The 26550-nt window shown below is 66.9% G+C and carries 26 protein-coding genes and 2 tRNA genes; 19 read left to right on the forward strand and 9 right to left on the reverse strand.

Going from position 1 to position 26550, the window contains the following annotated elements:
• Positions 1-305 precede the first annotated feature (305 nt).
• The 4 genes from LCL87_RS17110 to LCL87_RS17125 all read left to right on the forward strand — a co-directional run bounded on the left by LCL87_RS17110 (position 306) and on the right by LCL87_RS17125 (position 2696).
• Positions 306-1379, forward strand: coding sequence for a hypothetical protein (locus LCL87_RS17110; protein WP_225021741.1), 1074 nt, complete (start codon positions 306-308; stop codon positions 1377-1379).
• 227 nt (positions 1380-1606) lie between these two features.
• Positions 1607-1951: a hypothetical protein gene (locus LCL87_RS17115; RefSeq protein ID WP_225021743.1), complete on the forward strand. Its 345-nt coding sequence runs from the start codon at positions 1607-1609 to the stop codon at positions 1949-1951.
• A 180-nt stretch (positions 1952-2131) separates the two neighbouring features.
• Positions 2132-2494: a hypothetical protein gene (locus LCL87_RS17120; protein ID WP_225021745.1), complete on the forward strand. Its 363-nt coding sequence runs from the start codon at positions 2132-2134 to the stop codon at positions 2492-2494.
• A gap of 108 nt (positions 2495-2602) precedes the next feature.
• Positions 2603-2696 (forward strand) — tRNA-Ser (locus LCL87_RS17125).
• Between the two features lie 206 nt (positions 2697-2902).
• On the opposite strand, the gene LCL87_RS17130 is transcribed toward LCL87_RS17125, so the two are convergent.
• Both LCL87_RS17130 and LCL87_RS17135 read right to left on the reverse strand, forming a co-directional pair.
• Positions 2903-3865: an alpha/beta fold hydrolase gene (locus LCL87_RS17130; RefSeq protein WP_225021747.1), complete on the reverse strand. Its 963-nt coding sequence runs from the start codon at positions 3863-3865 to the stop codon at positions 2903-2905.
• Between the two features lie 137 nt (positions 3866-4002).
• Positions 4003-5430, reverse strand: coding sequence for a glycoside hydrolase family 183 protein (locus LCL87_RS17135; RefSeq protein ID WP_225021749.1), 1428 nt, complete (start codon positions 5428-5430; stop codon positions 4003-4005).
• Positions 5431-5790: 360 nt separating this feature from the next.
• On the opposite strand from LCL87_RS17135, the gene gdhA reads away from it, so the two are divergent.
• Positions 5791-7134: an NADP-specific glutamate dehydrogenase gene (gene gdhA, locus LCL87_RS17140; RefSeq protein WP_225022019.1), complete on the forward strand. Its 1344-nt coding sequence runs from the start codon at positions 5791-5793 to the stop codon at positions 7132-7134.
• A 67-nt stretch (positions 7135-7201) separates the two neighbouring features.
• Here the strand turns inward: gdhA and LCL87_RS17145 are convergent, their stop codons facing one another.
• Genes LCL87_RS17145 through LCL87_RS17155 form a run of 3 tightly spaced genes read right to left on the reverse strand, consistent with a single transcriptional unit; the run spans position 7202 to position 9733 of the window.
• Positions 7202-7414 (reverse strand): hypothetical protein, encoded by a 213-nt coding sequence (locus LCL87_RS17145; RefSeq protein WP_225022028.1) that lies wholly within the window; start codon positions 7412-7414, stop codon positions 7202-7204.
• A gap of 14 nt (positions 7415-7428) precedes the next feature.
• Entirely contained in the window at positions 7429-8613 is a 1185-nt protein-coding gene (locus LCL87_RS17150) for an acyl-CoA desaturase (RefSeq protein WP_225021751.1), read from the reverse strand.
• A 34-nt stretch (positions 8614-8647) separates the two neighbouring features.
• Positions 8648-9733: a ferredoxin reductase gene (locus tag LCL87_RS17155; protein WP_225021754.1), complete on the reverse strand. Its 1086-nt coding sequence runs from the start codon at positions 9731-9733 to the stop codon at positions 8648-8650.
• Positions 9734-9883: 150 nt separating this feature from the next.
• Between LCL87_RS17155 and LCL87_RS17160 the strand changes: the two genes are divergently transcribed.
• Both LCL87_RS17160 and LCL87_RS17165 read left to right on the forward strand, forming a co-directional pair.
• Positions 9884-10513: a TetR family transcriptional regulator gene (locus tag LCL87_RS17160; RefSeq protein WP_225021755.1), complete on the forward strand. Its 630-nt coding sequence runs from the start codon at positions 9884-9886 to the stop codon at positions 10511-10513.
• 21 nt (positions 10514-10534) lie between these two features.
• A complete protein-coding gene (locus tag LCL87_RS17165) occupies positions 10535-11380 on the forward strand; it encodes an alpha/beta fold hydrolase (protein ID WP_225021757.1) in 846 nt (281 codons plus the stop codon).
• A 7-nt stretch (positions 11381-11387) separates the two neighbouring features.
• Here the strand turns inward: LCL87_RS17165 and LCL87_RS17170 are convergent, their stop codons facing one another.
• A complete protein-coding gene (locus tag LCL87_RS17170) occupies positions 11388-11957 on the reverse strand; it encodes a TetR/AcrR family transcriptional regulator (protein ID WP_225021759.1) in 570 nt (189 codons plus the stop codon).
• 91 nt (positions 11958-12048) lie between these two features.
• Between LCL87_RS17170 and LCL87_RS17175 the strand changes: the two genes are divergently transcribed.
• A complete protein-coding gene (locus tag LCL87_RS17175; RefSeq protein ID WP_225021761.1) occupies positions 12049-12876 on the forward strand; it encodes a thioesterase family protein in 828 nt (275 codons plus the stop codon).
• Positions 12877-12937: 61 nt separating this feature from the next.
• Here LCL87_RS17175 and LCL87_RS17180 read toward each other — a convergent pair whose 3' ends face one another.
• Positions 12938-14284: an MFS transporter gene (locus tag LCL87_RS17180; RefSeq protein WP_225021763.1), complete on the reverse strand. Its 1347-nt coding sequence runs from the start codon at positions 14282-14284 to the stop codon at positions 12938-12940.
• A 578-nt stretch (positions 14285-14862) separates the two neighbouring features.
• On the opposite strand from LCL87_RS17180, the gene LCL87_RS17185 reads away from it, so the two are divergent.
• From LCL87_RS17185 to LCL87_RS17215, 7 genes are all read left to right on the forward strand, one after another.
• A complete protein-coding gene (locus tag LCL87_RS17185) occupies positions 14863-16548 on the forward strand; it encodes a sodium:solute symporter family protein (protein WP_225021765.1) in 1686 nt (561 codons plus the stop codon).
• A 39-nt stretch (positions 16549-16587) separates the two neighbouring features.
• On the forward strand, positions 16588-16719 hold the full coding sequence (locus LCL87_RS17190) for a putative transporter small subunit (protein ID WP_225021767.1): 132 nt from the start codon (positions 16588-16590) through the stop codon (positions 16717-16719).
• Positions 16720-16818: 99 nt separating this feature from the next.
• Positions 16819-17376: a PadR family transcriptional regulator gene (locus LCL87_RS17195; RefSeq protein ID WP_225021769.1), complete on the forward strand. Its 558-nt coding sequence runs from the start codon at positions 16819-16821 to the stop codon at positions 17374-17376.
• 19 nt (positions 17377-17395) lie between these two features.
• Complete coding sequence (locus LCL87_RS17200; protein ID WP_225021771.1) at positions 17396-19426, forward strand: NADPH-dependent 2,4-dienoyl-CoA reductase; 2031 nt, start codon at positions 17396-17398, stop codon at positions 19424-19426.
• A 45-nt stretch (positions 19427-19471) separates the two neighbouring features.
• Positions 19472-20275, forward strand: coding sequence for a mycolate reductase (cmrA, locus tag LCL87_RS17205; RefSeq protein ID WP_225021772.1), 804 nt, complete (start codon positions 19472-19474; stop codon positions 20273-20275).
• 139 nt (positions 20276-20414) lie between these two features.
• Complete coding sequence (lysA, locus tag LCL87_RS17210; RefSeq protein WP_225021774.1) at positions 20415-21758, forward strand: diaminopimelate decarboxylase; 1344 nt, start codon at positions 20415-20417, stop codon at positions 21756-21758.
• A gap of 97 nt (positions 21759-21855) precedes the next feature.
• Complete coding sequence (locus tag LCL87_RS17215) at positions 21856-22974, forward strand: NDMA-dependent alcohol dehydrogenase (RefSeq protein ID WP_225021776.1); 1119 nt, start codon at positions 21856-21858, stop codon at positions 22972-22974.
• A 22-nt stretch (positions 22975-22996) separates the two neighbouring features.
• On the opposite strand, the gene LCL87_RS17220 is transcribed toward LCL87_RS17215, so the two are convergent.
• Positions 22997-24616: a helicase HerA-like domain-containing protein gene (locus LCL87_RS17220; protein WP_225021778.1), complete on the reverse strand. Its 1620-nt coding sequence runs from the start codon at positions 24614-24616 to the stop codon at positions 22997-22999.
• Between the two features lie 83 nt (positions 24617-24699).
• Here LCL87_RS17220 and orn point away from each other — a divergent pair, with 83 nt between their 5' ends.
• The 4 genes from orn (at position 24700) to LCL87_RS25950 (ending at position 26156) form a co-directional block, all read left to right on the forward strand.
• Complete coding sequence (orn, locus tag LCL87_RS17225) at positions 24700-25299, forward strand: oligoribonuclease (RefSeq protein WP_225021780.1); 600 nt, start codon at positions 24700-24702, stop codon at positions 25297-25299.
• An 83-nt stretch (positions 25300-25382) separates the two neighbouring features.
• Positions 25383-25455 (forward strand) — tRNA-His (locus tag LCL87_RS17230).
• 390 nt (positions 25456-25845) lie between these two features.
• Positions 25846-25974, forward strand: a complete 129-nt coding sequence (locus LCL87_RS25945) for a hypothetical protein (RefSeq protein ID WP_510850792.1) — start codon at positions 25846-25848, stop codon at positions 25972-25974.
• A gap of 50 nt (positions 25975-26024) precedes the next feature.
• Positions 26025-26156: a hypothetical protein gene (locus LCL87_RS25950; protein ID WP_510850793.1), complete on the forward strand. Its 132-nt coding sequence runs from the start codon at positions 26025-26027 to the stop codon at positions 26154-26156.
• A gap of 114 nt (positions 26157-26270) precedes the next feature.
• Here the strand turns inward: LCL87_RS25950 and LCL87_RS17235 are convergent, their stop codons facing one another.
• On the reverse strand, positions 26271-26498 hold the full coding sequence (locus LCL87_RS17235) for a hypothetical protein (RefSeq protein ID WP_225021782.1): 228 nt from the start codon (positions 26496-26498) through the stop codon (positions 26271-26273).
• Positions 26499-26550: the final 52 nt, after the last annotated feature.

A 26550-nucleotide genomic window follows, 5' to 3' on the forward strand; every position in this document is an offset into this window, starting at 1 on the left:
ATCACTTGCCTAGGTTCCGAACAGCCTGGTCATCGTCGTCGGGCGTCCGCAAAATATCGAACGGGGCAATAAGTTATCGCGAGGCCCTCCGCTAACGGACACCGTGTCGGCATCCGATCGGAATTTGAGAAGTCCTTCGGGGACCTCTCAAACCTCGACCCTCGCGCCCGGCAGATCGCTCTGTTCCCGCGTCGGGCAGTGCTCCGCATCGGGATGCTGCTGCGTGACTCGGCGGGTGTCCGGCGAGTGTCCGGCGGGTCCGCGGGCTACCGCAAACGTCTCGACCAGCGTGTATGTTCCGCATCATGAGTCAAGCTGCGGCGGAGTGGTTGCCCGACTACGCGCTACCCCTCCTTTACAAAGTTGCTCGCGCCGATGCGCTGTCCGCCGACCTCATGGACGTACTGACCGACTACGGGAAGTCCGGTGACCCGCTCGACCTCGAGTCGAGAGTCAGGAACGGGCGCGAGTATCTACACCTCACGAGCGTGAAGCAACCGCCCCCGTTGGTGGGGCTCTTGTTCGGCGATGCAATCAATCAGCTGCGTTCAACGCTCGATCATGCGGTCCTGATGCTCGTGGAGGCGGCCGGCGGCCGCGAACTCGAAAGCGAAGCGTTGCGTCAGACAGCCTTTCCCATCTGCCGCGATGAGTCCAAGTACAACAAATGGTGTCGTGCGCGGAAGGCGCTTGTTCCCGAACTTGGTCCAGGAACTCCACTCTCCGAGCGGCTGCGCGCCCTGCAGCCGTTCCATCCAGGCGAGATGGATACCGACGCACCCGTGCCGCAACCCGACCAGTCAATGCCGTTGTTCAAGACACCAGTTGATGAGACCGGAGCCCCGCTAGTTGACCACCACCCTCTCATCGGTCTGGCTGAATGGTCCAACTACGACAAGCATCGGCGACTCAACGTTGCAGTGGTCAGAAGTGTCTTTGCCGGCATTGCGGTCGACCCGATGTCTCCCGTCCAGGATCCAAGCTACGAGTGGCATGCAGACGGGCAGCGGTTCGAGGTAGGCAAGGACATTCTGTCGGTGCCGCAAGGGCAACTGGTGGCCTTCGACCTGTACCCCTATCCAGCGATCCAACGCCCACACACCGATCTATGGCGCCCAATCCCCGCGGAGCTTCACCTGTATCAGCGATACGTGTGTGAGATGGTCCTCCCGTACCTCTTTACCGGGGTCCGAAACGCGGGCCCCATGCCGTCGCAGGCTCCTCTGAATGCTCAGCTAGGGCGGGACGCCCTTGAGGGGCTTCAGGCGGGAACATACAACCGCGACAGCCAGGAACGGGCCGCCAGGTTTATGGAGATGCTCGACGCAGCTAACCAGCGCGGCAACGAAGTAATGCGGCAGCTTCTCGGGGACGAGTGAATGAGGCGGTCGACCGAGTAGATGGCGGCGGTGTCGGGACGCTGCGTACACGGCGGTCCAGATCGGGGCACCCCAGGCTGTAGGTGCGAACCCGTGGGGTGGATCGTATGACTTGGAGCCTTCGATGACCGCTACGCTCCCGTGAACTACATAAACGGCGGCGGGTCGGCGTGAGGGCTCGGCAGTGGCGGCTGCGGTTGGGGATTCTTGTAGCGATTGGAGGGCCTATGTCGAGGGTCGAGATGATCCTGCTTGATGCCCCGGGCGCGCTTGAGGATGTCGCCAGCGAGCTTGGCCGGCTACGTGGCGTGAGCCCGATCGCCGATGCACCCGTCAACTTCGTGTTCGATGGCGTGTCTGTCGAGGTAGGTGTCAACCGCGACCCGGAAGACGCGAACAGCAACCACATCCTGACGCTGTGGTCGGTCGGCGACGGCAAGATCGAGAGACAGATGAGGGCCGCTGAGGACTTGTACAACCAACTCGTCGCTGCAACGTCGTGGGGACTCGAGCTGTGGTTCTCAGACGACTCAGACGAACAGGACCCGCACAGTCGCCCGCGGCTTCGGTAAGGGCCCCCACGAAGGCCGGCTTTGTGCCCAATACTGTCGCTATGCTGCGGTGAACTGCATAGACGGCGGAGGGGTGGGATTGTGATGGTTCGACGGTTGGTTGCTGTGGTGGGGGCGGGTGTCGCGGTGCTCGCGGTCGCGGGTTGCGGATCGGACAGTGACGCATCAACACCAACCACCGTGACTGAAACCGTCACCGTACAAGCCACCAAAACCAGAGGCGCCGATGCTGCACCTGCATCGACAGGCGATCAGCCTGCGACCCAATACGTGGCTGACGGCATCTACCCGGTCGGGGGCGACACGGTCGATCTGACCTATTCGCGGATCCCTGCGGGCTGGTACAGGATCCAAACCCATCCTGATCACAACCGAGGCTCCTGGGCGAGGTGCCGCACCCTAGCCTGTGGTCCGAACGACATCATCGCGTCCGGGACGATCGACGGCCGCACCGCTTTCAGCGCCGTGAAGATCGCGAAGACTGACATTGCCTTCAAGATGACCGGCCTCCTCGTGGATCCCGGCGTCTCACCTATCGGGTAGGCGTCACGGACACTCCGCTCCCCTGCTCATCCCTTATTCATCGCAAATGAGGAAGAACTAACGAGATCGAGAGAGATTCGTCGAGATGTCTCGAGACCGAAACCGATTGCGCCCGTAGATCCTCCGAGGCATCCAGGGAGACTCCAAGAACTGTCGTCTCCTAATCTCTAGGTCGCAGGTTCGATTCCTGCCGGGGGCACCACAAAACCACAGTTCAAAGGCTCGAGGTCGCGGGACTCCTGCCCCATGTGGGGCATCCGACTTCCACTCCTGCCCCACGTGGGGCGATCCCCGTCCATTCATCGCTCAGGAACCTGTCGGCGATGGACGCTGCCGGTTCAACTCCCGCTGGGGGCAGCACAACTGCCATTCCCGCGATCTACCCACGCGCGATCGAGTCGGCCTGACTTACCCGATCGGCGAACCGGTAAACGGCGCGATGACCACACACGGCACCTGACGCGGGTGCTGTGGATCGAGTGCGTTGAGGACGTAGCCTGCCGCGACAGGCGATGCCCCAAGCGCCGCATGCTCCGAGTAGTCCTGCGGACACTGGTCCTGGACGACGATGTTGGTCGCGTTCGGACCGGCGACGAGACCGCTGGTGTACGGCACGACGAGTTCGTCGTACCTGGTGGCAATGTTCGTGTACTCGACGCCGGGAGCATAGGGCGTGTCGCCCTCGTTCATCCTCTCGACGAAGTCGGTACCCGGTGCCATGTCCAGACAGGACGCACACAGCTGGCCGAACGTCTGCTCCTGCAACGACTTAAGCCCGAACTGCTTCACGAGGCCCGTAATCTCACCGGCGCCGAAAGAGCCGGCCCCACCCCAGAGCGGAGCCAGTGACACATATTTGTCCACCTTCGCCGCGCCACCGAGGAACTTCACGTAGTAGTTCGGCATCAGCGTGCCCTGCGAGTGGCCGACGATGTCGACCTTGCTCGCGCCGGTGGCCGCGAGCACCTCGTCCACGAAGACCGCCAACTCCTCGGCGCTCTGGTCGAGCGGCATGAGCGCGCCAAAGGCACTCATCGGCCATGTCGCGCCCGGTCGGGTCCCGTAGGTGGGCGCAAACACGCAGTAGCCCTCGTTCTTCAACAGTGGAACGTAAGTGGCCCAGTTGGTTTGCCGATTCGCACCCGTACCGTGGACGAGGATCACCGGATTCGGATGGGCCTCGGTCGGCTTGCAGGTCCAGTCGTTCGAACCCGGAATCGAGCCGCCCGGATTCGCCGTCTCGAGCCCGATCCCGTCGTAGAAGTTGTGCGGCACGGGCAGCGGATCGGCGCCGGCGCCCGACGCTGCCACCACAGGCATGGCGACGGCACACACTGCAAACGCAACGACCGCAGCAAAAACGGCACGCATGAAGATCCCCCTCGGCTGTTCCACCAGAACCCCCGACTGACCGAAACCTAGCACCCACGAAAGGTTTCGGCCGCGAATCGCGAACGGCCCGCCCCTGGGTTACCGGGGACGGGCCGCTCGCTACGAACTCCGCTCGATCACTCGACTTCGTCGGGCGCGACGAAGCCTTCGGGCGTCTGGAAGCCCTCGAGCCTCTGCTCGCCGGTGACCGCCGGGTCCGGCCGGTCGAACGTGTCGGTGGACGCCACACGCATGCCGCTCAGGTCGGTCTTCATATAGATCACGTTGTACCGATCCCACGTGGTCAGCACGAAGTAGAGGTTCTTGTCGTTGCTGTTCTTGTTGGACCACGGATGCATGAATCCGCCGTACAGCGACGGGAGTGTGGTCCCACTTATCAACGTCTGCGTGCCGCTCCAGTTGATCAGGTCCGACGACTGCCGAATCTTCAGCCCGCCCAGGTCTGTGTACATCGCGACGTACTTGTTCAGGTACGGATTCCACTGCACCGACAGTTCGCTGACGTTGCCGCGGATCACCGGAACCGCATCGGCGAGGTTCTGACTCCAGCCCGAGCCGGTCCGGTACTCGTACGCGTTCGGATTGCGGATGTCCGCCTTGAGCACTCGGGCGAGGCGCGCCTCCCCGGATCGCCCGGAGGGCGTACCGAACTCGTAGACGTAGCCGTCCCCGCGGTCCGGAACGAAGGCACTCATCTGCCAGTCGAAGTTGTGGTCCGAGAGCACGGGGTTCTCGAGGGGCAGAGGCGGTACGGGAAGAGCGAGGGTGTTGATACGAACGGTGGCCGGGTCCGTGGTCCAGTTCTCACCGTAGTCGTTCGAGTAGGCGAGCCCGGAGTAGTTCGTGGTCCACTCACCTGGCACGTCCCACGACCGGACGGACATCCACCGCACGTACTGGACACCGTCGACGGCAACGCCGCCGGTCGGGATGACGGTGAACTCGGGCAGCCCTCCCGGCCCATTCGAGATCAGGCCTTTGATCACCTGTCGCGAAAAGTTCTCGACCGGCTCCGGAGCCATCGGCGAGGTGGCGATCCGCATACCGTCAGCCAGGTTGGCGTCGGTGCTCCGGAACAGCACATTGCTGCGCCACTGATCGCCGTCGATGCCGCAGTCGCCCACGGTGTCGCCGAAGGCCATCATCACCTGGCCGGCGCCGCCGTCCCACATGATCCCGAGGTCGGTGCCGGCGACGCTGAAGCGGTCGATCGTGTCGTTCGGGCTACCCGGACCCGTGACCATCTCGATCGCCTTGGTGGGGCCGGACAGCACCGGCAGGGCACCGTTGGGCGCACCGGTGATCCACGGGAGCGAGTTGGCGAGCGACCCCGTCGCGCTGCCGAGACTGCCGGCGCCGAGGCTGCCCATGAGGCTGCCCGTCAATCCGGAACTACCCAGACTGCCCGCGCTGCCCAGACTGCCGCCGCCCTGACCACACGGACCACCGATCGCCGCGGCCGGCGTTGCCATCGCGACCGACAAGCCTGCCGTCACCGCAGCCGCCGACAGCGCGGCCGCCCACCTTCGATTCGCTTCTCTCACAGACCGATTCCCTTCCAGCAGGTACAGACAGAGGGAGACAACCCGAAAGCGGCCCGACCGCTGATTCCCCCGAATACGTTCGTCGATCCACGATCAAACCACGGAAAAGCCCCGATCACGGCGTTTCCTGTGTGGCTGCTGGGAAAACAGGGACTACGCCGACGTCCGGAACGGCAGCGCCGGACACCCGCGCCGAGGCGCCACCGAGCAACCCGCCTAGCAATCTTCGCAACCGCGTAACACAATGTTCACACGTGGCTAATCTCACTTTCCGCAGGTAACCGTCGAAGTGGAGGCCCCTCGCGGACTATCGTGTAACGGAAAGATTAATAACTTCTCACGGAATCTAGTAGGTGAATGTTGTCTGTACGCGACCGCGTTGAGGAGATCTACAAGCAGGTACTGGCGCGCAACGCCGGCGAGCCGGAGTTCCACCAGGCGGTCGCCGAGGTCTTCGAGTCGCTCACCGTGGTGCTGGATCGGCACCCCAACTACGCAGACAGCGCTCTGATCGAGCGTCTGTGCGAGCCCGAGCGCCAGATCATCTTCCGTGTTCCGTGGCAGGACGACAACGGCAACATCCACGTCAACCGTGGTTTCCGCGTGCAGTACAACAGCGTGCTCGGCCCCTACAAGGGCGGTCTGCGCTTCCACCCGAGCGTGAACCTGGGCATCGTCAAGTTCCTCGGTTTCGAGCAGATCTTCAAGAACTCCCTCACCGGCCTGCCCATCGGCGGCGGCAAGGGTGGCTCCGACTTCGACCCCAAGGGCAAGTCCGAGGCCGAGATCATGCGTTTCTGCCAGTCGTTCATGACCGAGCTGCAGCGCCACATCGGTGAGTACACCGACGTGCCCGCCGGTGACATCGGCGTCGGCGGCCGCGAGATCGGCTACCTGTTCGGCCAGTACAAGCGCCTCAACAACTCGTACGAGTCGGGCGTTCTCACCGGCAAGGGCCTCACCTGGGGCGGCTCGATGGTCCGCAAGGAGGCCACCGGCTACGGTGCCGCGTACTTCGTCGCCGAGATGATGGCCGCCAAGGGCGACTCCGTCGAGGGCAAGAAGGCCGTCGTCTCCGGTTCGGGCAACGTCGCCATCTACGCCATGGAGAAGCTCCACCAGCTCGGCGGCACGGCCATCGCCTGCTCCGACTCGTCGGGCTACATCGTCGACAACAACGGCATCGACCTCGACCTGCTCAAGGAGATCAAGGAGGTCCGTCGGGGCCGCATCTCCGAGTACGTCGACGAGCGTCCCGACGCCCAGTACTTCCCGGGTGGCAACATCTGGAACGTGCCGTGTGACATCGCGCTGCCGTGTGCCACGCAGAACGAGCTCGACGACGTCTCCGCGAAGTCCCTGGTGAACAACGGCGTCAAGGCCGTCGCCGAGGGCGCCAACATGCCCACCACCCCGGGCGGCATCACGGTGTTCCGCGAGGCCGGCATCGCCTTCGCGCCGGGCAAGGCCGCCAACGCCGGTGGCGTCGCGACCTCCGCGCTGGAGATGCAGCAGAACGCGTCGCGTGATTCCTGGAGCTTCTCCTACACGGACGAGCGCCTGTCGAAGATCATGAGCGGCATCCACGAGCGCTGCTCCACCACCGCCGAGGAGTACGGCAAGCCGGGCGACTACGTCCTGGGCGCCAACATCGCCGGCTTCGTCAAGGTCGCCGACGCGATGTTCGCCATGGGCGTCATCTGATCGACTGACATACGAGATCGGGCCCGGCACCTTTCACAGGTGCCGGGCCCGATCTCTTTGTTCCGGTTCAGCTCTCGCCGATGTCCGACCGTTCGCCGTCCTCGCGAGCTTTCCTCGAAGCCTCGCGCATCTCGATCCCGTCGGTGATCCAGTCACCCACTTCCCGCGTGACGTCCCGGACGGCCCCCGCGATGATCACCGCGATCGCCCCGACGTGTGTGGCCGCGGACTCGGTGAGTTCCTGCACCGTGTCCTTGCCTCGCTCGAACTTCCCCACCATGTTCGACGTGCCTCTCATGCAGCGGTCTTCCGACGCTCGACGATAACACCGCGCACCGGGGCCGGGCCGGCGAGCGACGGCGGCAGCGCCAACCGGAAGATCTTGGCCCACACGGTGCCGATCTGCCGGAAGAAGCCGCCCGTGTTGTACGGCAGGCCGTAGCGTTCGCACAGTTCCCGCACCCGCGGCGCCATCTCCGGGTACCGGTGCGCCGGGATGTCCGGGAACAGGTGGTGCTCGATCTGGTGCGAGAGGTTGCCGGACATGATGTGGAACAGCGGGCTTCCGGTGATGTTGGCGCTGCCGAGCATCTGCCGCAGGTACCACTGGCCGCGGGTCTCGTCGGCCGTCTCCTCCTCGGTGAAACTCTGCACGCCCGACGGGAAGTGGCCGCAGAAGATGATCGAGTACGCCCACACGTTGCGGACCACATTGGCGGTGGCGTTGCCGAGCAGCGTCGAGACGAACAGCGGGCCGGTGAGCGTCGGGAACAGTACGTAGTCCTTGAGCACCTGCCGTCCGGCCTTGCGCCACCACCCCTGCACCAACGGCTTGACGTCCACCCAACGGCGCTTGCCCTGGATCACGTTCTCTGCCTCGAGATCGTGCAGCATCACACCCCACTCGAACAGGAACATGAGCACGGTCGCATATACCGGATTGCCCAGGTAGTAGGGGTTCCAGCGCTGCGCCTCGTCCATCCGTAGGACGCCGTAGCCGATGTCCCGGTCGCGTCCGACGATGTTCGTGTACGTGTGGTGCAGGTAGTTGTGCGAGTGCTTCCATTGGTCCGCGGGGCACACGGTGTCCCACTCGAACACCCGCGAGTTCAGGCCCGGTTCACGCATCCAGTCGTACTGGCCGTGCATGACGTTGTGCCCGATCTCCATGTTGTCGAGGATCTTCGAGATCGACAGCGCCCCGACACCGGCCAGCCAGAACGGCGGCAGGAATCCCAGATACATCAGGCCTCGACCGGCCACCTCGAAGCCGCGCTGCGCCTTGATGATCCGGTAGATGTACTCGCGGTCTGCGGCGCCGAGGTCGGCAACGACCTCGTCACGCAGCGCGTCGAGTTCCCGCCCGAGTTCCTCGACGTCGTCGTAGCCGATGACCGTGACCTCCGGTTCGGGGTCGCGGGCACCGAATCTCAGGAACCCGGGCATCGACAGGAACCCGGGAAGACTGATTCCGAACATGGGTTTCTCCTCTGAGAGTGGTGGACCGGCGCGGTCAGACGTCGATCTCGACGTCGCCCACGGGTGCCGAGATGCACAGTTGGATCGGCTGGTCCGGGTCGTCGTGGGTGTCGCCGGTGCGGAGGTTGCGAGTGCGCCCGGACCGTTTGACCGCCGTACAGGAGAAGCAGATCCCCATCCGGCAGCCGAACTCCGGTTGCAGGCCCGCGGCCTCCGCTTGCTCGAGCAGACTGTCGCCGGTGTTCGCTGCGGTGACACCGCTGCGCGCGAACGAGACGGCGCCCTCCGCGGGCCCCACTGGCGCCGGCGGATCGATCCGGAACCGTTCGGTGTGCATCTGTGCACCGAAACCGTCGGCATCGAGCAGGTCTCGGACCGAGGCCGAAAGCGCGTCGGGCCCACACACGAACACCTCCGATTCGGGCCCGAACCACGGCGCGACGGCGTCCAGGTGCTCGCGCCGGAACCGCCCCTCGACCGAGGTCTCGACGACACGGACAGCGATATTGCCCCGGGCCTCCCCGATCGCCCGCAGCTCACCGAGCACCGGGACGTCCCCCTGCGTGCGGGCGTAGTGCAGGAACGCGACCAGGCCGGCGAATCCCTCGTCGACGAGGGTCCGCAGCATCGACAGCACGGGCGTGATGCCGCTACCTCCGCTCACGAGGACCACCTGCGCCGGTCGCGGCGCCGGCAGCATGAATTCCCCTGCCGCCGTAGAGAGATCGACCACCGCGCCGACAGCCGCCTCCCGGACGAGATGCTGCGAGACCAACCCTCCGGGGTGCGCCCGCACGATCAACCGGATCACATCGCGCGGCCCGCACTCGGCCCCGGTCGGCGAGTAGCACCGGGTGTGCCGGACCCCGTCGATCACGACGCCGACCTGCACGAACTGCCCGGCCCGGAATCCACGCCACTGACGCGTCGGACGCAGATCGAGCACCACCGAATCCGACGTCGGACGCTCGACCCGCACGACGCGGGCCCGCATCTCACGGGCCGTCGCCATCGGGTCGAGGAGTTCGAGGTAGCGGTCCACCGCATGCGGCGTCGCCAGCGCCTCGAACAGCGAGAGGAACGGCCGCGCCGGCGACCGACCGAGGGAACTCGTCGTCATGATCATCTCCTCACGAGAGATTTTCAGTGCACACTCGTACACTGATTAGTGTGAACGCGATTACCCCCTACCTGTCAATCCCGGAGGAACGTGACGGCGATCACTGCACTGCTCGGACGGGCCCGGAACCCAGTGCCTAGACTCGACGCCGTGACCGAACCGGTGGAGACGCGCGCGCAGCGCAAGGAGCGCACGCGTCAGGCGCTCTTGGACCGGGCGCTCGAACTCCACGCCGACCGCAGTTTCGCGAGTGTGAGCCTGCGCGAGGTCGCGCGCGCCGCGGGCATCGTGCCCACCGCCTTCTACCGACACTTCGCCTCGATGGACGAACTCGGCGTCGCGCTGGCCGAGGACAGCATGCGCGTGCTGCGCCGGATGCTGCGCGACGCCCGGCGCACCCCGAGCACGAGGAACGCCCCCGACTCCCTCGACATCCTTGTACGCCAGGTGCGCGCCCACGAGGCCGAATTCCGGTTCGTCGCCCGCGAGCGGTACGGCGGGGTCCCGGAGGTCCGGCGCGCGATCGCCACCGAACTGCGGCTGTTCGTCAGCGAACTCACCATCGACCTCGGACGCATGCCGGCGCTGCGCGACTGGGACGTCGAAGACCTCGAGATGGCCGCGGACCTGATCGTGCAGGCCATGCTCGCCGCCGTCGTCGACCTGCTCGAGGTCGATCACCCGGGTTCGGCCGCCGAACGGGCGGTGATCGACCGTACCCAGAAGCAACTGCGCCTGATCACGATCGGTATCGGCGGCTGGAAACCCACGCACCCGTAGCGATTCCGCTACCGTGACGCCATGACCGACGATTCGCGGACCGATCGAGTTCGCTTGGGCGAACTGACCTTCGACGTGACCGTCGCGGGCCCCGACGACGGAACTCCGATCGTCCTGCTACACGGCTTCCCGGAGAGTTCGGCATCGTGGCGCCCGGTCACTCCGCGCCTGGTGGCGTCGGGGCTGCGGGTGATCGCGCCGAACCAGCGCGGCTACTCCCCCGACGCCCGCCCGGAGCGGGTCGAGGACTACCGCTTCGACCGCCTCGTCGGCGACGTCGTCGGCCTGCTCGACGCCTACGACCTCGAGTCGGCACACCTGGTGGGCCACGACTGGGGTGCCGCAGTCGCGTGGCAGGTCGCCGGACGCCATCCGGACCGGATCCGCAGCCTCACCGCCGTCTCCGTGCCGCACCCGGCCGCGTTCGGGTGGGCGCTCCGCGAAGACGCCGATCAGCAGCGCCGGTCCGAGTACATCGGACTGCTGCGCCAGGAAGGTAAAGCGGAAAGTGTTCTGCTCGAGGACGACTCGCGACGACTGCGAGCGATGTTCGGCGACGGCAACGACCCCGAACTGGTCGAGGAGCATGTGCGCCTGCTGTCGCAGCCCGGCGCCCTCACCGCCGCGATGAACTGGTACCGGGCGATGACCCGCGAGTTCGGTGACCTGCCGCCCGTCCGCGTGCCGACCACGTACGTGTGGAGCACCGCCGATCCCGCGCTCGGCCCGGCCGGGGCCAAGCGGTGCGCCGAATTCGTCGATGCGCCCTACCGTTTCGTCGTCCTCGACGGCGCGAGCCACTGGATCCCGGAGGAGCAGCCGGACACGCTGGCCGACGCGATCCTCGCGCGCGTCGCGCAGGCCTGACCCGTCCTCACGCGCGCAGCAGTACCTCGAGTTCGTCGACGACCGCGTCGAGCGGCGCCGAAGTGCCCTGCGCCTGCGCCATCACGAGTGCACCCTCGAGTGCGCTGACCACCAACACGGACAGCGACGCCGACCGGTTCTGCGCTACCCCGTCGTCGACGAGACTGGTGGCAATAAGGTCGCACCACTCGGTGAAGGTGATCCCGGCGACTTCGCGGGCGCCGCGCTCGGTACCCAGCGCGGCGGCGACGATGGGGCATCCGGCCTGGTAGTCGGTGGCCTCGAGTCCGCGGCGCCACAGGTCGACGAGCGCCCGCAGCGCCGAGACGGTGTCACCCGTTTCGAGCACCCGGGCGATGCCCCGACCGAGATAGGCGGCGGCGGAACGGGTGGCCTCCTCGACGAGTTGTGACTTGCCGGCCGGGAAGTGGTGGTAGATCGAACCGCGGGGTGCGCCGCTGTGCGCGAGGACGTCGGCGAACGACGTCGCCGCCACCCCTTGCTCGCGGATCAGCGCGACAGCGCTGTCGATCATCGCGGCCCGCGGGCCGCCCCCGGGATCCTGCCGCCTCGCCATGTCCTCGCCCTTTCCGCCGTCGCACGGTTGCCGCCCGCTTCTATGTATGTTGTCATACTTAAAACCGGATCGTCACCCGTCAGGAGTTGTCGTGACCCAGATCGTCGCACCTACGCACCCGTTCGACGCAGCCGTCGAACTCTCGCCCGAGTTGGGTGCGCCCGGCACCTTCCTGGGCCACACCTCCTCCGCCTACGCGAACATGGTGGGTCCCTTCGGTGGGATCACCGCCGCGACCCTGCTGCGCGCGATCCTGCAGCATCCCGAACGCCTCGGCGACCCCCTGTCGCTCACGGTCAACTTCGCGGGTCCGATCGCCGACGGCGCGTTCGAGATCGTGGCGCGCCCCACCCGGACCAACCGGTCCACTCAGCACTGGAACGTCGAACTCGCCCAGGACGGCGTCGTCACGACGACGGCCACCGCGGTGTTCGGCATCCGCAGAGAGACCTGGGCGTCCACAGAGATCGAGGCGCCGACGGCTCCGCCGCTCGACGACGTCGATGCCCAGGGATTCCCCGACTTCATCGCGTGGGCACGCAACTACGAGATGCGGTTCGTCACCGGCGAAATCCCCGCCCCCGAGGCGGGCGGACAGCCGGACTCGACGACCACGATGTGGGTCCGCGACACCCCGCCGCGACCGCTGGACTTTCCCGCGCTGACCTCGCTGTGCGACGTCTTCTATCCGCGGGCGTTCCTGCGCCTGGGCCGGTACCTGCCGGCGGGCACCGTCTCGCTCACGGTGTACTTCCACGCCGACGCGACGCTGCTCGCGGCCCAGGCCGACGACGCCGTCCTCGCCACCGCCCGCGCCCAGCACTTCGGCAAGGGCTACTTCGACCAGTCCGGCGAGATCTGGGGCCGCGACGGCGCCCTGCTCGCCACCACCCAGCAGCTGGTGTACTTCAAGGACTGACCCCACGGTGGCCGAATGTCACACGCGTTCGGTTGGACTGGACGCGTGTGACATTCGGCCGTCAAGCGGGTAGCTGCGCGGCGGCGTCCCGCTCCGGCGCTCGCACCGCGAGCAGCGCCGCGAGGCCGACACCGAGCACGACGAGCAGTCCGACGATGCCTGCCCTGTCGGCGCCGAACCACCACGCGAAGAATCCGAACAGCGTCGGTGCGAGGAACGACACTGCACGCCCGGTCGTGGCGTACAGTCCGAACAGCTGTCCCTCCCGCCCGGGCGGCGTGATGCGAGCGAGGAACGTGCGCGCCGACGACTGCGCCGGCCCGACGAACAGGCACAGCAGCAGGCCGAAGATCCAGAAGAGCAGCGTCCCCGAGATGCCGATCAGCACCACACCGACCACGAGCATCGAGATCAGCGACGCGACGATGACGGCCTTCGGCCCGACCCGGTCGTCTAGGCGCCCGGCCACGATCGCGCCGAGCGCGGCTACGACGTTGGCGGCGACACCGAACAGCAGCACGCTGTCCGACGCCATCCCGTAGACGTTCACCGCGAGTACGGCACCGAACGTGAAGACCCCGGCCAGTCCGTCGCGGAACAGCGCGCTCGCGATCAGGAACCACACCGTGCGCCGGTCCGCTGCCCACAGTTCTCTCAGGTCCCGCCAGAGCACGCGGTACGACTCGACGAAGCCGGCCTTCGCGGCGCCGGGATCCACACCGGTACGCGGCAGTTCGGGGACCGAGAAGAGCACGGGCAGCGCGAACACCGCGAACCACACCGCTGCCAGCAGCGCGACCAACCGGATGTTCAGGCCGCCGTCGGTGCTCAGACCCAGCAGTCCGCGACTGTCACCGTCGCCCGCGATGAATCCGAAGTAGCACACCAGCAACAGGACGATGCCACCGAAATAGCCCATGGCCCAGCCGAACCCGGAGACCCGCCCGATGTTCTCCGGCGTCGACACCTGCCGCATCATCGCGTTGTACGGCACACCGGCGAGTTCGAAGATCACCGAGCCGACTCCGAGCAGCACCAGGCCGAGCCACAGATAGTGGTAGTCGTCGACGACGAAGAACATCGCGGCCATCGTCGCGACGGTGAGGAATGTGAGCACCGCGAGCGAGCGCTTGCGACGACCCGCCGCGTCGAACCGCTGCCCGCTGACCGGCGCCAGCACCGCGATGAAGAAGCCCGCGATTCCGAGAGACCAGCCGAGCCACGTGCTCGCCGAGACCGATCCGGGCAGGTCGTCGCCGACCGCGTCGGTGAGGTACACGGAGAAGACGAACGTGACGATGACGGCATTGAATGCCGCGCTGCCCCAATCCCACAGTCCCCACGCCGCGACCTGACGACGGGTCGCCGCCTGCCCGATGCCCGCCTCACCGACCACTTCCGCACTCATGGCGGTGAGCCTACGTAGTCGGACGAAATCCGCAGGGTGACGTACGTGCCCGTGTCGTCGGCGACCACGGCACCGGTCCCGGGTACCGCAAGAATGCTCCGACGAAACTAAATCCACCCTTCTATCAAATTTCCCGGAATCATTCAAATTCACGACAAGAAATCGGGCTTGCCATTTTGTGCGTGTTACACTTCACGGCGACTGATGGGAATGCGGCGACGATTCCGCGCACAATCCGCGCGGACTCCCGATCCGGAACACGTCGACCCTGGCGCACGACCTGCGAATACCCGCATTTCGTGCGCATCCACACGCCCTTCGGCGCAGGCAACTCCTGCGTCCGACGGGCGTCGTGCGCCGTCTCGGCCCCGTCGGTCGACGAGCCGCGTCGAGGGACATGAACCGCTCGGACCGAACAGCTTTCGCGCTCCCCGAGTTGCGGACACCGCTTCACGGCGGGATCGGTACCGCACTGCGCGCACCGCCACCGGGCGGCACACGGCACCCTTCGGCAGCGCCTGCTCGCATCGAGATTTCGCGACCCATTTTTACGCGAATTAATGTCAAGGAGGTAACGAATGGACGTTCCAGAACTCGTCCAATTCAGTGCCGTGGCAATTGCCCTACTGCTGCTGTTCTTCTACGGCGGAACATTTCTCATTTCTCTCCGCATCGGCAGGAAGAACGAGAACGCCGACAACTTCATGACCGCCGGCAACCAGGTCGGTTTCGGCATCTCCGCCGCCAGCATGACGGCCACCTGGATCTGGGCGTCGTCGATGTACGCGTCGGCCACCTCCGGATACACCTACGGGATCTCCGGCCCGATCCACTACGGGCTGTGGGGCGCGCTGATGATCCTGTTCATCTACCCCTTCGGCCGGCGGATCAGGAAGCTGGCACCGCGTGCGCACACACTCGCCGAGATCATGTACGCCCGACACGGACGATCCAGCCAGCTCATGTTGGCAGGCTCCAACATCGTCGGCAGCCTCATCAGCCTGATGTCGAACTTCATCGCGGGCGGTGTGCTGATCTCGCTGCTGTCGCCGCTCAACTTCATCCAGGGTGTGCTCGTCATCGCGGGCGGTGTGCTGCTGTACACGCTGTGGTCCGGATTCCGCGCGTCCGTCCTGACCGACGTCATCCAGTTGCTGGGCATGCTCGGCGCCGTCGTCGTGCTCATCCCGATCGTGTTCTTCGCCGCCGGGTTCCCGGCGGCCTTCGAGACGGGTGCCGCGAATCTGACTCCCGCCCAGGGCAATTTCTTCTCGAGCGAAGCCTTCTTCAACCAGGGCGCGCCCTACATCGCGGCCGTACTGGCGTATGCGATCGGCAACCAGACGATCGCCCAGCGGCTGTTCGCGGTCCGCGAGGACCTCATCAAGCCGACGTTCGTCACGGCCGCCGTCGGCTACGGCTCGACGGTGATCGGGATCGGCATGTTCGGCGTGCTCGCGCTCTATCTCGGCATCGAACCGTTGGACGGCGACGTCAACAACCTCATCCCGCAGATGGCGGGAACCTACCTGCCCGCGATTCTCGTCGCCCTGTTCTTCCTGCTGATCCTCGGCGCTCTGTCGTCCACCGCCGACTCGGACCTGGCGGCACTGTCCTCCATCGTGATGACCGACGGCTACGGCCACACCGTCGCCGGCCGGGCCGAGGCCGATCCGCGTCGGATGCTGCTGATCGGCCGCGCGACCATGGTGATCGCGACCGCGCTGGCGGTCGCATTCGCCAGCATGCGGCTGAACATCCTGGACCTGCTCGTGTTCGTCGGCGCACTCTGGGGCGCGCTCGTCTTCCCGGTCATCGCGAGCTTCTACTGGAACAAGGTGTCCAACAAGGCGTTCACGGTGGCCACGATCGCCGCCGTCGCCGCCTTCCTGCCGGTGCGGTTCGGCTGGCTCCCCACCGACGGTGCGTCCGGCTTCCTCATCGACGTCGCATCGGTCGTCGGCGTCGGTGTCGTCGCCGGGTTGATGGCCTTCGGCTTCTTCGGACTCCGGATCGCCAAGATCGTCGGCATCGTCGCCGCCGTGGTCACCGCGCCGTTCGGCATCGGCTTCCTGCACGACTACGCGACGCTCAGCGGTTCGCTCGTCGCCTACGCCGTGAGTACGGTCGTCTGCTTCACCATGTCCGTGCGGAATCCCGATTTCTTCGACTTCGCGACGATCGAGCAACGCGTCGGCGACTTCGACCGACAGGCCGACGACGACGACCGCCCCACGCGGGACGAGGCACCGGCACGGAACTGACCACCACGTCCCCGCCCCACCGACCCGAGGAGATCTTCCGTGAATGCTGCAGTCCTGACCGTGTACGTCCTGATCTGGCCGGTCCTGGTGGCCGCGACACTCTTCGTGATCACCCGCGGCGCGATCCGCGAGTGGGTCGCGGCCCGCCGGTCCGGCACGGAGCTCGTCTGACGGTTCCCGAACAGAACGGGTGTCACGGGGGATTCCGGGACACCCGTTCAGTTTATACGCCTGGTTGCATATTCACCTCGTTGCATAAACAATGGGGACGTGGCACTCGAACACGCGATCCTCGTGTCCCTCAGCGAGCAGTCCGGCTCGGGGTACGAACTCGCGCGCCGGTTCGACAAGTCGATCGGCTTCTTCTGGAGTGCCACCCACCAGCAGATCTACCGCGTACTCAAGCGGATGGACGACGCCGGATGGGTCACGGGTGAAGCGATCGCACAGGACGGCCGCCCGGACAAGAAGGTGTACCGGGTCTCGCCTGCCGGACGGGCCGAACTGGCCCGCTGGATCGCCGAGCCCACCGAACCCGGGCACCTGCGCAACGAACTCGCCGTGAAGATCCGCGGCGCCTCGTACGGGGACACGGCCTCGCTGCTCGCCGAGGTGCGCCGGCACCGCGACGAGCACGCCGCGCGCCTGGACCTGTACCGCCGCATCGCCGACCACGATTTCCCCGAGTCCCGTCGCCGCACCGGACGCGTCCTGCACCAGTACCTCGTCCTGCGCGGCGGCATCCGCGTCGAGCAGGGGTTCGTCGACTGGTGCGACGAGGTGCTGGACGCGCTGACAGACGAGAACGCGACTCCGGAGACCTCCTGACCCGACCGAAAGGCCCGGCATGACTTCACAGTTCCCGCACCTGCTCGAACCGTTGGACCTCGGATTCACGACGCTGAAGAACCGCGTGATCATGGGGTCGATGCACACCGGCCTCGAGGACCGCGCGAAGAACACCGCGCGGCTGGCCGAGTTCTACGCCGAACGCGCCCGCGGCGGCGTGGGCCTCATCGTCACCGGCGGCTACGCCCCCAACCGCACGGGGTGGCTGCTGCCGTTCGGCGCCAAGCTCACCAACCGGTTCGAGGCCCGCCGACATCGCACCATCACCCGGGCCGTGCACGACGCCGGGGGCAAGATCGCGCTGCAGATCCTGCACGCGGGCCGCTACAGCTACCAGCCGTTCAGCGTCAGCGCGTCGTCGATCAAGGCGCCCATCAACCCGTTCCGGCCGCGCCGGCTGACGAGCCGGGGCGTGCGGTGGCAGATCCGAAACTTCGTGCGCTGCGCCCGCCTGGCCCGCTCGGCGGGCTACGACGGCGTCGAGATCATGGGCGGCGAGGGCTACTTCGTCAACCAGTTCCTGTGCGAGCGGACCAACAAGCGCACCGACGAGTGGGGCGGCACCCCGCAGAAGCGCCGCCGGATGGCCGTGGAGATCGTGCAGCGGACCCGCGCCGCGGTGGGACCGAACTTCGTGATCCTGTTCCGGCTGTCGATGGCCGATCTGGTCGAGGGCGGGCAGAGCTGGGACGAGATCGTCGCGCTCGCACAGGAAGTCGAGGCCGCCGGCGCGACGATCATCAACACCGACATCGGCTGGCACGAGTCGCGGGTGCCCACCATCGTGACGTCGGTGCCGCGGGCGGCGTTCGTCGACGTCACCGAGAAGCTCGCCAAGCACGTCTCGATTCCGGTGGTCGCGTCGAACCGGATCAACATGCCCGAGGTGGCCGAGGAGATCCTCACCCGCGGCGAGGTGCAACTGATCTCGATGGCGCGGCCGATGCTCGCCGACCCGGATTGGGTCCGCAAGGCCGCGGCCGGTGCGGCCGACGAGATCAACACGTGCATCGCCTGCAACCAGGCCTGCCTGGACCACGCGTTCGCCAACAAGCACGTGTCGTGCCTGTTGAACCCGCGCGCGGGCCGGGAGACCGAACTTACGCTGCTGCCGACGCGGCGCAAGAAGAACCTTGCCGTCGTCGGCGCCGGCCCAGCCGGCCTGTCCGCGGCGCTGAACCTCGCCCAGCGCGGGCACGCCGTCACGCTGTTCGAGGCGCGCGCCGCGATCGGCGGCCAGTTCGGGATCGCGCGGATGATCCCCGGCAAGGAGGAGTTCGCCGAGACCATCCGGTACTACCGGCGTCAGCTCGATCTCGCCGGCGTCGACGTGCGCCTCGGCACTCGCGTCGACGCGGTGGACCTGATCGACGCCGGCTACGACGAGGTGGTGATCGCCACCGGCGTCACCCCGCGGATGCCCGACATCCCCGGCATCGATCATCCGAAGGTGCTCTCGTACGCCGAGGCGGTCCGCGACGGCAAGCCGGTCGGCAGGTCGGTCGCGGTGATCGGCGCGGGTGGGATCGGCGTCGACGTCAGCGAGTTCCTCACCCACGAGCAGTCCCCCACCCTCGACCTCGCGGAGTGGAAGCGCGAGTGGGGCGTGACCGACCCCGAGTCCGCGCCGGGTGCGCTCACCACCCCGCAGCCGTCGCCCTCACCGCGCGAGGTGTTCCTGCTGCAACGCAAGCCGGGACGGATCGGCGCCGGACTCGCGAAGACCACCGGTTGGGTGCACCGCGCCGCCCTGAAAGCCAAGGGCGTGCAGGAACTTTCCGGTGTCAACTACGAGCGCATCGACGATGCGGGCCTGCACATCACGTTCGGCGAGAAGCGCGAGCGCCCGCGCACGCTGAGCGTGGACACCGTGGTGATCTGCGCGGGCCAGGAGTCGGTGCGCGACCTGGTGGACGAGTTGACCGTCGCCGGCGTCACCACGCACGTGATCGGCGGCGCCGACGTCGCCGCCGAGCTCGACGCCAAACGGGCGATCGAGCAGGGCACGCGCCTCGCGGCGAGGATCTGAGCGCGTGACCACCACTTTTCCGACGACCCGCTACGCTGCACTGTCGTGAGCCTGCCGAATCCCACCCCTGACGCCCGCGCGGTCGTGACCGGCGCCTCCTCCGGCATCGGCGAGGCCCTCGCCGCCGAACTGGCCGCGCGCGGACACTCGCTGATCCTGGTCGCCCGCCGCGGCGACGTGATGGAGAAGCTCGCCGCCCAGTTGCGCGAGAAGTACGGCGTGGAGGTCGAGGTCCGCGCCGTGGACCTCTCCGACCGCGACGGCCGCGCCCCGCTGGTCACCGAACTGGCCGAGCGGGAGATCTCGATCCTGTGCAACAACGCGGGCATCGCGACGTTCGGTCCCGTCGTCGACCTCGACCCGGGCTACGAGCGCGACCAGGTCGAGCTCAACGCCGTCGCCGTGCACGACCTGACGCTGGCCGTCCTGCCCGGCATGGTGGCCCGCAAGTCGGGTGCGATCCTCATGGTGGGCTCGGCCGCCGGCAACATGCCGATCCCGAACAACGCCACCTACGCCGCGACCAAGGCGTTCGTGAACACGTTCTCCGAGTCGCTGCGCGGCGAGCTCAAGGGCAGCGGCGTCAACGTCACGCTGCTCGCCCCGGGTCCCGTCCGCACCGAGACCCCGGACCCGGCCGAGGCGTCGATCGTCGACAAGCTGGTCCCGGACTTCCTGTGGATCTCGAGCGAGTACGTCGCGAAGGTCTCCTTGGACGCGCTCGCCGAGAACAAGATGCGCATCGTGCCCGGCATCCTGAGCAAGGGCATGTCGGTGGCCGGGCAGTACAGCCCGCGCGCCGTCATGGCCCCAATCGTCGGCACGTTCTACAAGAAGCTGGGCGGCTGACCGCGGCGTCAACCGCGCGTCAGGGCTTGCTCGGGACCCGTCAAGCCCGCGTCAAGAACCGACCACCGAGCAGGGCATCGGCGTAGTCCTGAGGGTGAACCCGCTCCGACCGGATCGCGGGCACCCCCAGGAGACGCCGGTGACCCTGCTCGACATATTTCCGTCCCTCCGCGCGGCGATGGCCCCGCGGCTGGATCCGGCGGTGTGGCCGGTCACGACCGGCCACGACGACCACGGCCGCATCCGCGTGGGCGGCGTCGCCCTCGACGACGTCGCCGACCAGTACGGCACACCGACGTACGTGCTCGACGAGGACGACGTCCGACACCGCTGCCGGGCCTACCGTGCGGCGTTCCCCGAGGCCGAGCTCGCCTACGCGGCGAAGGCGCTGATGATCCGCGCCGTCGCGGACTGGGTGACGAACGAGGGTCTGTCGCTCGATGTCTGCTCGTCCGGTGAACTCGCGATCGCCCTGTCCAGCGGCGTCGACCCCGCGCGAATCATCCTGCACGGCAACGCGAAGACCGCCGCGGAACTACGAGCGGCGGTGCACGCGGGCGTCGGCCGGATCGTCGTCGACTCGCACACCGAGATCCGGCTGCTCGCCTCCCTCGCGCGGGGCCGGCAGAGGGTGCTCGTGCGCGCGACGCCGGGCATCGACATCCACGGCCACCCGGCGGTCACGACCGGCGTCGACGACCAGAAGTTCGGGTTCCCCATCGCCGGCGGCCACCTCGATGCCGCGGTCCGCCTCGTGCTCGAGCAACCCTCCCTCGAACTGGCCGGACTGCACTGCCATCTCGGTTCCCAGATCACCGACAGCGGACTCTTCGCGGCGGCGATCGACCGGCTGATCGGGCAGATGGACCAGGTCCGGCGCGACCACGGCATCATCCTCACCAACCTGAACCTGGGCGGCGGTCACGCCGTCCCGTACCGTCCCGGCGATCCCCAGATGGACCTGACGGACCTCGCCCGTGCCGTCGACGACGCGCTCGACGAGGCCTGCGCCCGCAACCGGTTCCCGCGCCCGGACATCACCCTCGAGCCCGGACGCGCGATCGTCGCGCGCGCCGGCGTCACGCTGTACCGGGTGGTGTCGATCAAGACCGTTTCGGGCGGACGGACATTCGTCGCCGTCGACGGCGGCATGAGCGACAACCCGCGGGTCGCGCTGTACGGCGCGCGCTACGACGTCGCGGTCGCGAACCGGCACCCGGCCGGCGCCCACACTCCGATGACCGTGGTGGGACGGCACTGTGAGGCCGGGGACGTCCTGGCTCACGACGTTCTCCTCCCGTGCGATCTCCACCCGGGCGACGTGCTGGCCGTACCGTGCACCGGCGCGTATCACCACGGCCTCGCGTCGACCTACAACGGTGTCGGGCGACCGCCGGTGGTGGCGGTCCGCGGGGGCACCGCGCGCGAACTGATCCGCCGGGAGACGGCCGCGGATCTGCTGTCGCGCGACGTCGGACTGTAACCGGGTTCCAGTGAGTGAGACCGGTCACACGGAAACAGACCATCCGGGCAGATAGTGATGCGCACCACAACATCGCGATCCAGCCAGGAGGAACCCTGTGAAGACCCGCGCCGCTGTCATCACCGAAGCGCCCGGCACCTACAAGGTGGTCGAACTCGAACTCGAGGGCCCCCGCCAGAACGAGCTCACCGTCAAGATGGTCGCGTCGGGCCTGTGCCACTCCGACGATCACATCGCCAAGGGTGACCACGGCGTGGGCCGCTACCCGATCTGTGGCGGCCACGAGGGCGCCGGCATCGTCGTCGAAGTCGGACCGCACACCGTCGGCTGGGAGGTGGGCGACCACGTCATCTTCTCGTTCCTCGCCGGTTGCGGCCGCTGCCGCTGGTGCGCCAAGGGCCTGCAGAACCTCTGCGACCGCGGCGCTGCCATCATGACCGGCGGCCGACCCGACGACCCGAACAGCTACCGGCTGACGCTCGACGGCGCACCTGTCGCGCAGACCTGCGGGCTCGGCACGTTCAGCGAATACACCACGGTCAGCATCGATTCCGCCGTCAAGGTCGACAAGGATCTCCCCCTCGAGACCCTGTGCCTGCTGGGCTGCGGCGTCGGTACCGGTTGGGGCGCGGCCGTGAACTCGGCCGAGGTCTACCCCGGGCACACGGTCATCGTGATGGGCATCGGCGGCATCGGCATCAACGCCGTCCAGGGCGCGGCGCACGCGGGTGCGTCGTACATCATCGCGGTCGATCCGGTCGAGTTCAAGCGCAATGCGGCACTCGAGTTCGGCGCCACCCACGCCGTCGCCACGATGGAGGAGGCCACCGAGATCGCGCACTCGTTCACCAACGGGCAGGGCGCCGACGCGGCCATCGTCACGGTCGGTGTCACCACGGGTGAGCATGTCGCGCAGGCCTTCTCGTCGATCCGCAAGGCCGGCACGTGCGTCGTCACCGGTCTCGGCAAGATGGAGGACGTCGGGCTACCGATCAGCCTGCTCGAGCTGACGCTCTACCAGAAGCGCATCCAGGGCTCGCTGTTCGGCGCCTCCGCCCCGAGCGCGGACATCCCGTGGATGGTCGAGCTGTACAAGGCCGGCAAGCTCGAACTCGACAAGCTCGTCACCACCACCTACAAGCTCGACGACATCGCCCAGGGCTTCATCGACATGCACGAGGGCAAGAACATTCGCGGCGTCGTGCTCTTCGACTGATCCTGTTCGGTACCGGGCGCAGTCACCTCCGACGTCTGCGCCCGGTCCCGAAGATGCTCCGCGAGATCTCCCGCCCCGCCGCCGACGCCGCGGACCGCAGGAAGCTCTTGACGGCCGGATTGCCGAGAACCTGCTCCGCCATGCTCGGACCTTCCGGAGCAGGGGCCGGCGCCGGCGGCAGGTCGGGTAGATCCGGCAGCGGTGGCACGTCCAACGTCGGGTCGACGTTCGGCGCACCGGCCACCTTGGCCGTCAACAGCTCGTACGCCGACTCACGATCGACCGTCCCGCCGTACTTCGGCTGCAGTGCGCTCGCGGCAGCGGCAGTACGGATCCCGTCGTCGCCGATCGTGTCCATGAGCGACCGCGGCGGCCGGATCCGGGTCCACGCGACGGGCGTCGGCGCGCCCCTCTCCGACAGCACCGTCACGATCGCCTCGCCCGTCCCCAGGGACGTCAGCGCCTTCTCGAGGTCGTAGTGCTCGGTGGTCGGATACGTGCGCACCGTCGTCCTGAGTGCCTTCTGGTCGTCCGGGGTGAAGGCCCGCAGCGCGTGCTGCACCCGGGCGCCGAGTTGGGAGAGCACGGCGTTGGGCACGTCCGTCGGCAGTTGCGTGCAGAAGAACACGCCGACGCCCTTCGACCGGATCAGCTTGACGGTCTGCTCCACCTGCGCCAGGAACGCCTTGGACGCGTCCGCGAAGAGCAGGTGGGCTTCGTCGAAGACGAACACGAGCTTGGGCTTGTCCAGGTCACCCGCCTCGGGCAGCGTCTGGAACAGGTCGGCAAGCACCCACATCAGGAACGTCGAGAACATCACCGGGCGCGCGGCCTGCGCGCCGAGTTCGAACAGGGTGACGACGCCGCGGCCGTCGTCGGCGACACGGAGCAGATCCTCCGTCTCGAACTCGGGCTCACCGAAGAACGTGTCACCCCCGTCCGCCTCGAGGTTCACCAGAGCTCGCAGGATCACGCCGGCGGTCGCGGCCGATACTCCCCCGATCCCCTTCAGATCGGCCTTGCCCTCGTCCGACGTCAGGTGCGCGATCACCGCCCGCAGGTCCTTGAGGTCCAACAGCGCGAGCCCGCGGGTGTCGGCCCAGTGGAAGATCAGCCCGAGTGTCGACTCCTGGGTCGCGTTCAGTCCGAGCACCTTGCCGAGCAGGATCGGGCCGAAGCTGGTGATCGTCGCGCGCACCGGGACGCCGATGCCCTCGGTTCCGAGTGAGACGAACTGCACCGGGTAGCCCGTCGGCGCCCAGCCCGGGTCGCCGGTCTCCCGAGCACGAGCCACGATCTTGTCGTTCGCCGCACCGGGTACGGACAGCCCCGACAGATCACCCTTCACGTCGGCCATCACGACGGGAACACCCGCGGCCGAGAGCTGTTCGGCAATGCCCTGGAGTGTCTTCGTCTTACCGGTACCGGTGGCCCCCGCAATGAGCCCGTGCCGGTTGACGGTGGCGAGCGGAATGCGCACGCGTGCGGACGGATCCACGACGTCGTCGACGACGACCGTCCCCAGCTCCAGGGCCGCGCCGCCGGACGAGTACCCGGCCGCGATCTCGGCGGCGGCCTCGGCGGTTCTCGTCTTCTCCGCGGGCGCCTGCGCGTCACCGTCGGCACTCGGATCAACCGTCATGGACGTCCTCCTCGAGCAGAAAGCGTGCGGGAAGTTCTCCACCGTGGACAATATCCCGACGGCGCCTGACTACTGTGTTTCTCGTGCAAGACAAATTGGTATGGATCGATTGTGAAATGACGGGGCTGCGGCTCGGTTCGGACAAGCTCATCGAGATCGCGGCCCTGGTGACCGACAGCGACCTCAACATCCTGGGCGAAGGCGTGGACATCGTGATCCACGCCGACGACGCGGCGCTGGCGGACATGCCCGACGTCGTGACCCAGATGCACGCGAAGTCGGGCCTCACCGAAGAGGTGCGCGCCTCCACAGTGACGCTCGCCGAGGCCGAGCAGCTGGTGCTGGCGTACATCCGCCAACACGTCCCCGTCGCGGGAACGGTGCCGCTCGCCGGCAATTCGATCGCGACCGACCGCGGCTTCATCGCCCGCGACATGCCCGAACTCGACTCCCACCTGCACTACCGCATGATCGACGTCAGCTCGATCAAGGAACTGTGCCGACGCTGGTACCCCCGGATCTACTTCGGCCAGCCCGAGAAGGGCCTGTCGCACCGGGCGCTCGCGGACATCAAGGAGTCGATCCGAGAGCTGCAGTACTACCGACGCACGGCCTTCGTCGCCGATCCGGGTCCCTCGACCACCGAGATCGCGGCCGTCGTAGACGAGCTAGGGCCCGCCTGACCAGGCGATTGGCCCTTTCCTCAACCGACAGGCTAGTATTCATCTCGCTGAAGCAACCGGCCCCGCCGGAAGCGACAGTGATGGTGACTGTAGTTCAGTTGGTAGAGCACCAGGTTGTGATCCTGGCTGTCGCGGGTTCGAGTCCCGTCAGTCACCCCGAAGAAAAGCCCCGGCATCCGCCGGGGCTTTTCTCGTTTCCGGACCTGATCCGCCTCTCGCCGGCCCGCCGCGCACCCTTCAGCGCCACCCACCCCTCCCCAGTTCTCACCTCTCGCGTTTTGCGCACTTGTCGCGGCCGGAAGGGCCCCAAACTTGACGACAAGTGCGCAAAACGCGAGGTAGAACAAGAAAAGTGACCTAATTCACCTTTCGTTACCGGGCGGTAGGAACAAACCCTCCTGACCAGGAAAAACACACAAGTCCCACTCAGTGAGACCTCTTCTTAACCGTTTGTTCACCCGTTCTCTACTGTGACGCACGACATCTTCTACGGACGACATGTCGTATGTCACTACTTCATCCCGACACCTCACAACAGGAGACGAAATGTCCTCTCTCGACGCCGCTGGCAACCCCGACATCACCGCCATCAACGGCTTCGTCAAGCTCGCCGGCGGCCTCCTCGGTGGCCTGGGTGCCATCCTGACCGTCGTCACGATGCTCGGCATCGCCTGATTCAGGCAACCAAGCACTAACCGACTGAATCGGAAGAAAAGGGGATAGACATGGGCTCTATCGATGCGGCCGGAATGGGCCAGCTCGGAGCACTCTCTCAGTGGGCCGGCGTCGCAGCTGGTCTCCTGGGCGGTCTCGCGTCCGCCATCGGCCTCGCGTTCGCGCTGATGCCGAAGGGCTGACAGCCACAGGCTTAACGGCAGCGGCCGGCACCCTCGAGGTGCCGGCCGCTTCTGTATGTGGTGGCAGACAAGCACGAAGCCCCCCGCCGCGGCGGGGGGCTTCGTGTCATATCGCTAGTCGAACAGCGTGGGCGACTCGCCGTCGCCGTCAGCCGACTCGGGTGCCACGGCCGCGGAACCAGGCTCCGCCTTGCGCACCACGGTCAGCGAGGTCGTCCGTCGCGACAGCCGGTGGCCGTCGGCGTGTTCGAGGAGTGCCATGCCGTGCCGGACCTCGAGAACAGTCCACGGGCCCGCATTGCCCGCTGCCTGAACCAGGTCCCCGACTCCCACCGATTCCACGTTCAGCTCCCGTTCCTTCGGACGATTCGGTCACATCCAGAGTAATCGGGAC

Origin of the sequence: Prescottella equi (assembly GCF_020171745.1) — a bacterium.
Classification (GTDB): Bacteria; Actinomycetota; Actinomycetes; order Mycobacteriales; family Mycobacteriaceae; genus Prescottella; species Prescottella equi_A.

Excerpts from the sequence above, each read along its gene's own strand:
- LCL87_RS17165 (WP_225021757.1), top strand. The coding sequence starts at position 10,535 with ATGACCGACGATTCGCGGACCGATCGAGTTCGCTTGGGCGAACTGACC.
- LCL87_RS17110 (WP_225021741.1), top strand. The coding sequence starts at position 306 with ATGAGTCAAGCTGCGGCGGAGTGGTTGCCCGACTACGCGCTACCCCTC.
- LCL87_RS17130 (WP_225021747.1), bottom strand. The coding sequence starts at position 3,865 with ATGCGTGCCGTTTTTGCTGCGGTCGTTGCGTTTGCAGTGTGTGCCGTC.
- LCL87_RS17220 (WP_225021778.1), bottom strand. The coding sequence starts at position 24,616 with ATGACGGTTGATCCGAGTGCCGACGGTGACGCGCAGGCGCCCGCGGAG.
- LCL87_RS17185 (WP_225021765.1), top strand. The coding sequence starts at position 14,863 with ATGGACGTTCCAGAACTCGTCCAATTCAGTGCCGTGGCAATTGCCCTA.
- LCL87_RS17170 (WP_225021759.1), bottom strand. The coding sequence starts at position 11,957 with ATGGCGAGGCGGCAGGATCCCGGGGGCGGCCCGCGGGCCGCGATGATC.
- LCL87_RS25950 (WP_510850793.1), top strand. The coding sequence starts at position 26,025 with ATGGGCTCTATCGATGCGGCCGGAATGGGCCAGCTCGGAGCACTCTCT.
- LCL87_RS17145 (WP_225022028.1), bottom strand. The coding sequence starts at position 7,414 with ATGGTGGGGAAGTTCGAGCGAGGCAAGGACACGGTGCAGGAACTCACC.
- LCL87_RS17200 (WP_225021771.1), top strand. The coding sequence starts at position 17,396 with ATGACTTCACAGTTCCCGCACCTGCTCGAACCGTTGGACCTCGGATTC.
- LCL87_RS17155 (WP_225021754.1), bottom strand. The coding sequence starts at position 9,733 with ATGACGACGAGTTCCCTCGGTCGGTCGCCGGCGCGGCCGTTCCTCTCG.
- LCL87_RS17115 (WP_225021743.1), top strand. The coding sequence starts at position 1,607 with ATGTCGAGGGTCGAGATGATCCTGCTTGATGCCCCGGGCGCGCTTGAG.
- LCL87_RS25945 (WP_510850792.1), top strand. The coding sequence starts at position 25,846 with ATGTCCTCTCTCGACGCCGCTGGCAACCCCGACATCACCGCCATCAAC.
- LCL87_RS17180 (WP_225021763.1), bottom strand. The coding sequence starts at position 14,284 with ATGAGTGCGGAAGTGGTCGGTGAGGCGGGCATCGGGCAGGCGGCGACC.
- LCL87_RS17150 (WP_225021751.1), bottom strand. The coding sequence starts at position 8,613 with ATGTTCGGAATCAGTCTTCCCGGGTTCCTGTCGATGCCCGGGTTCCTG.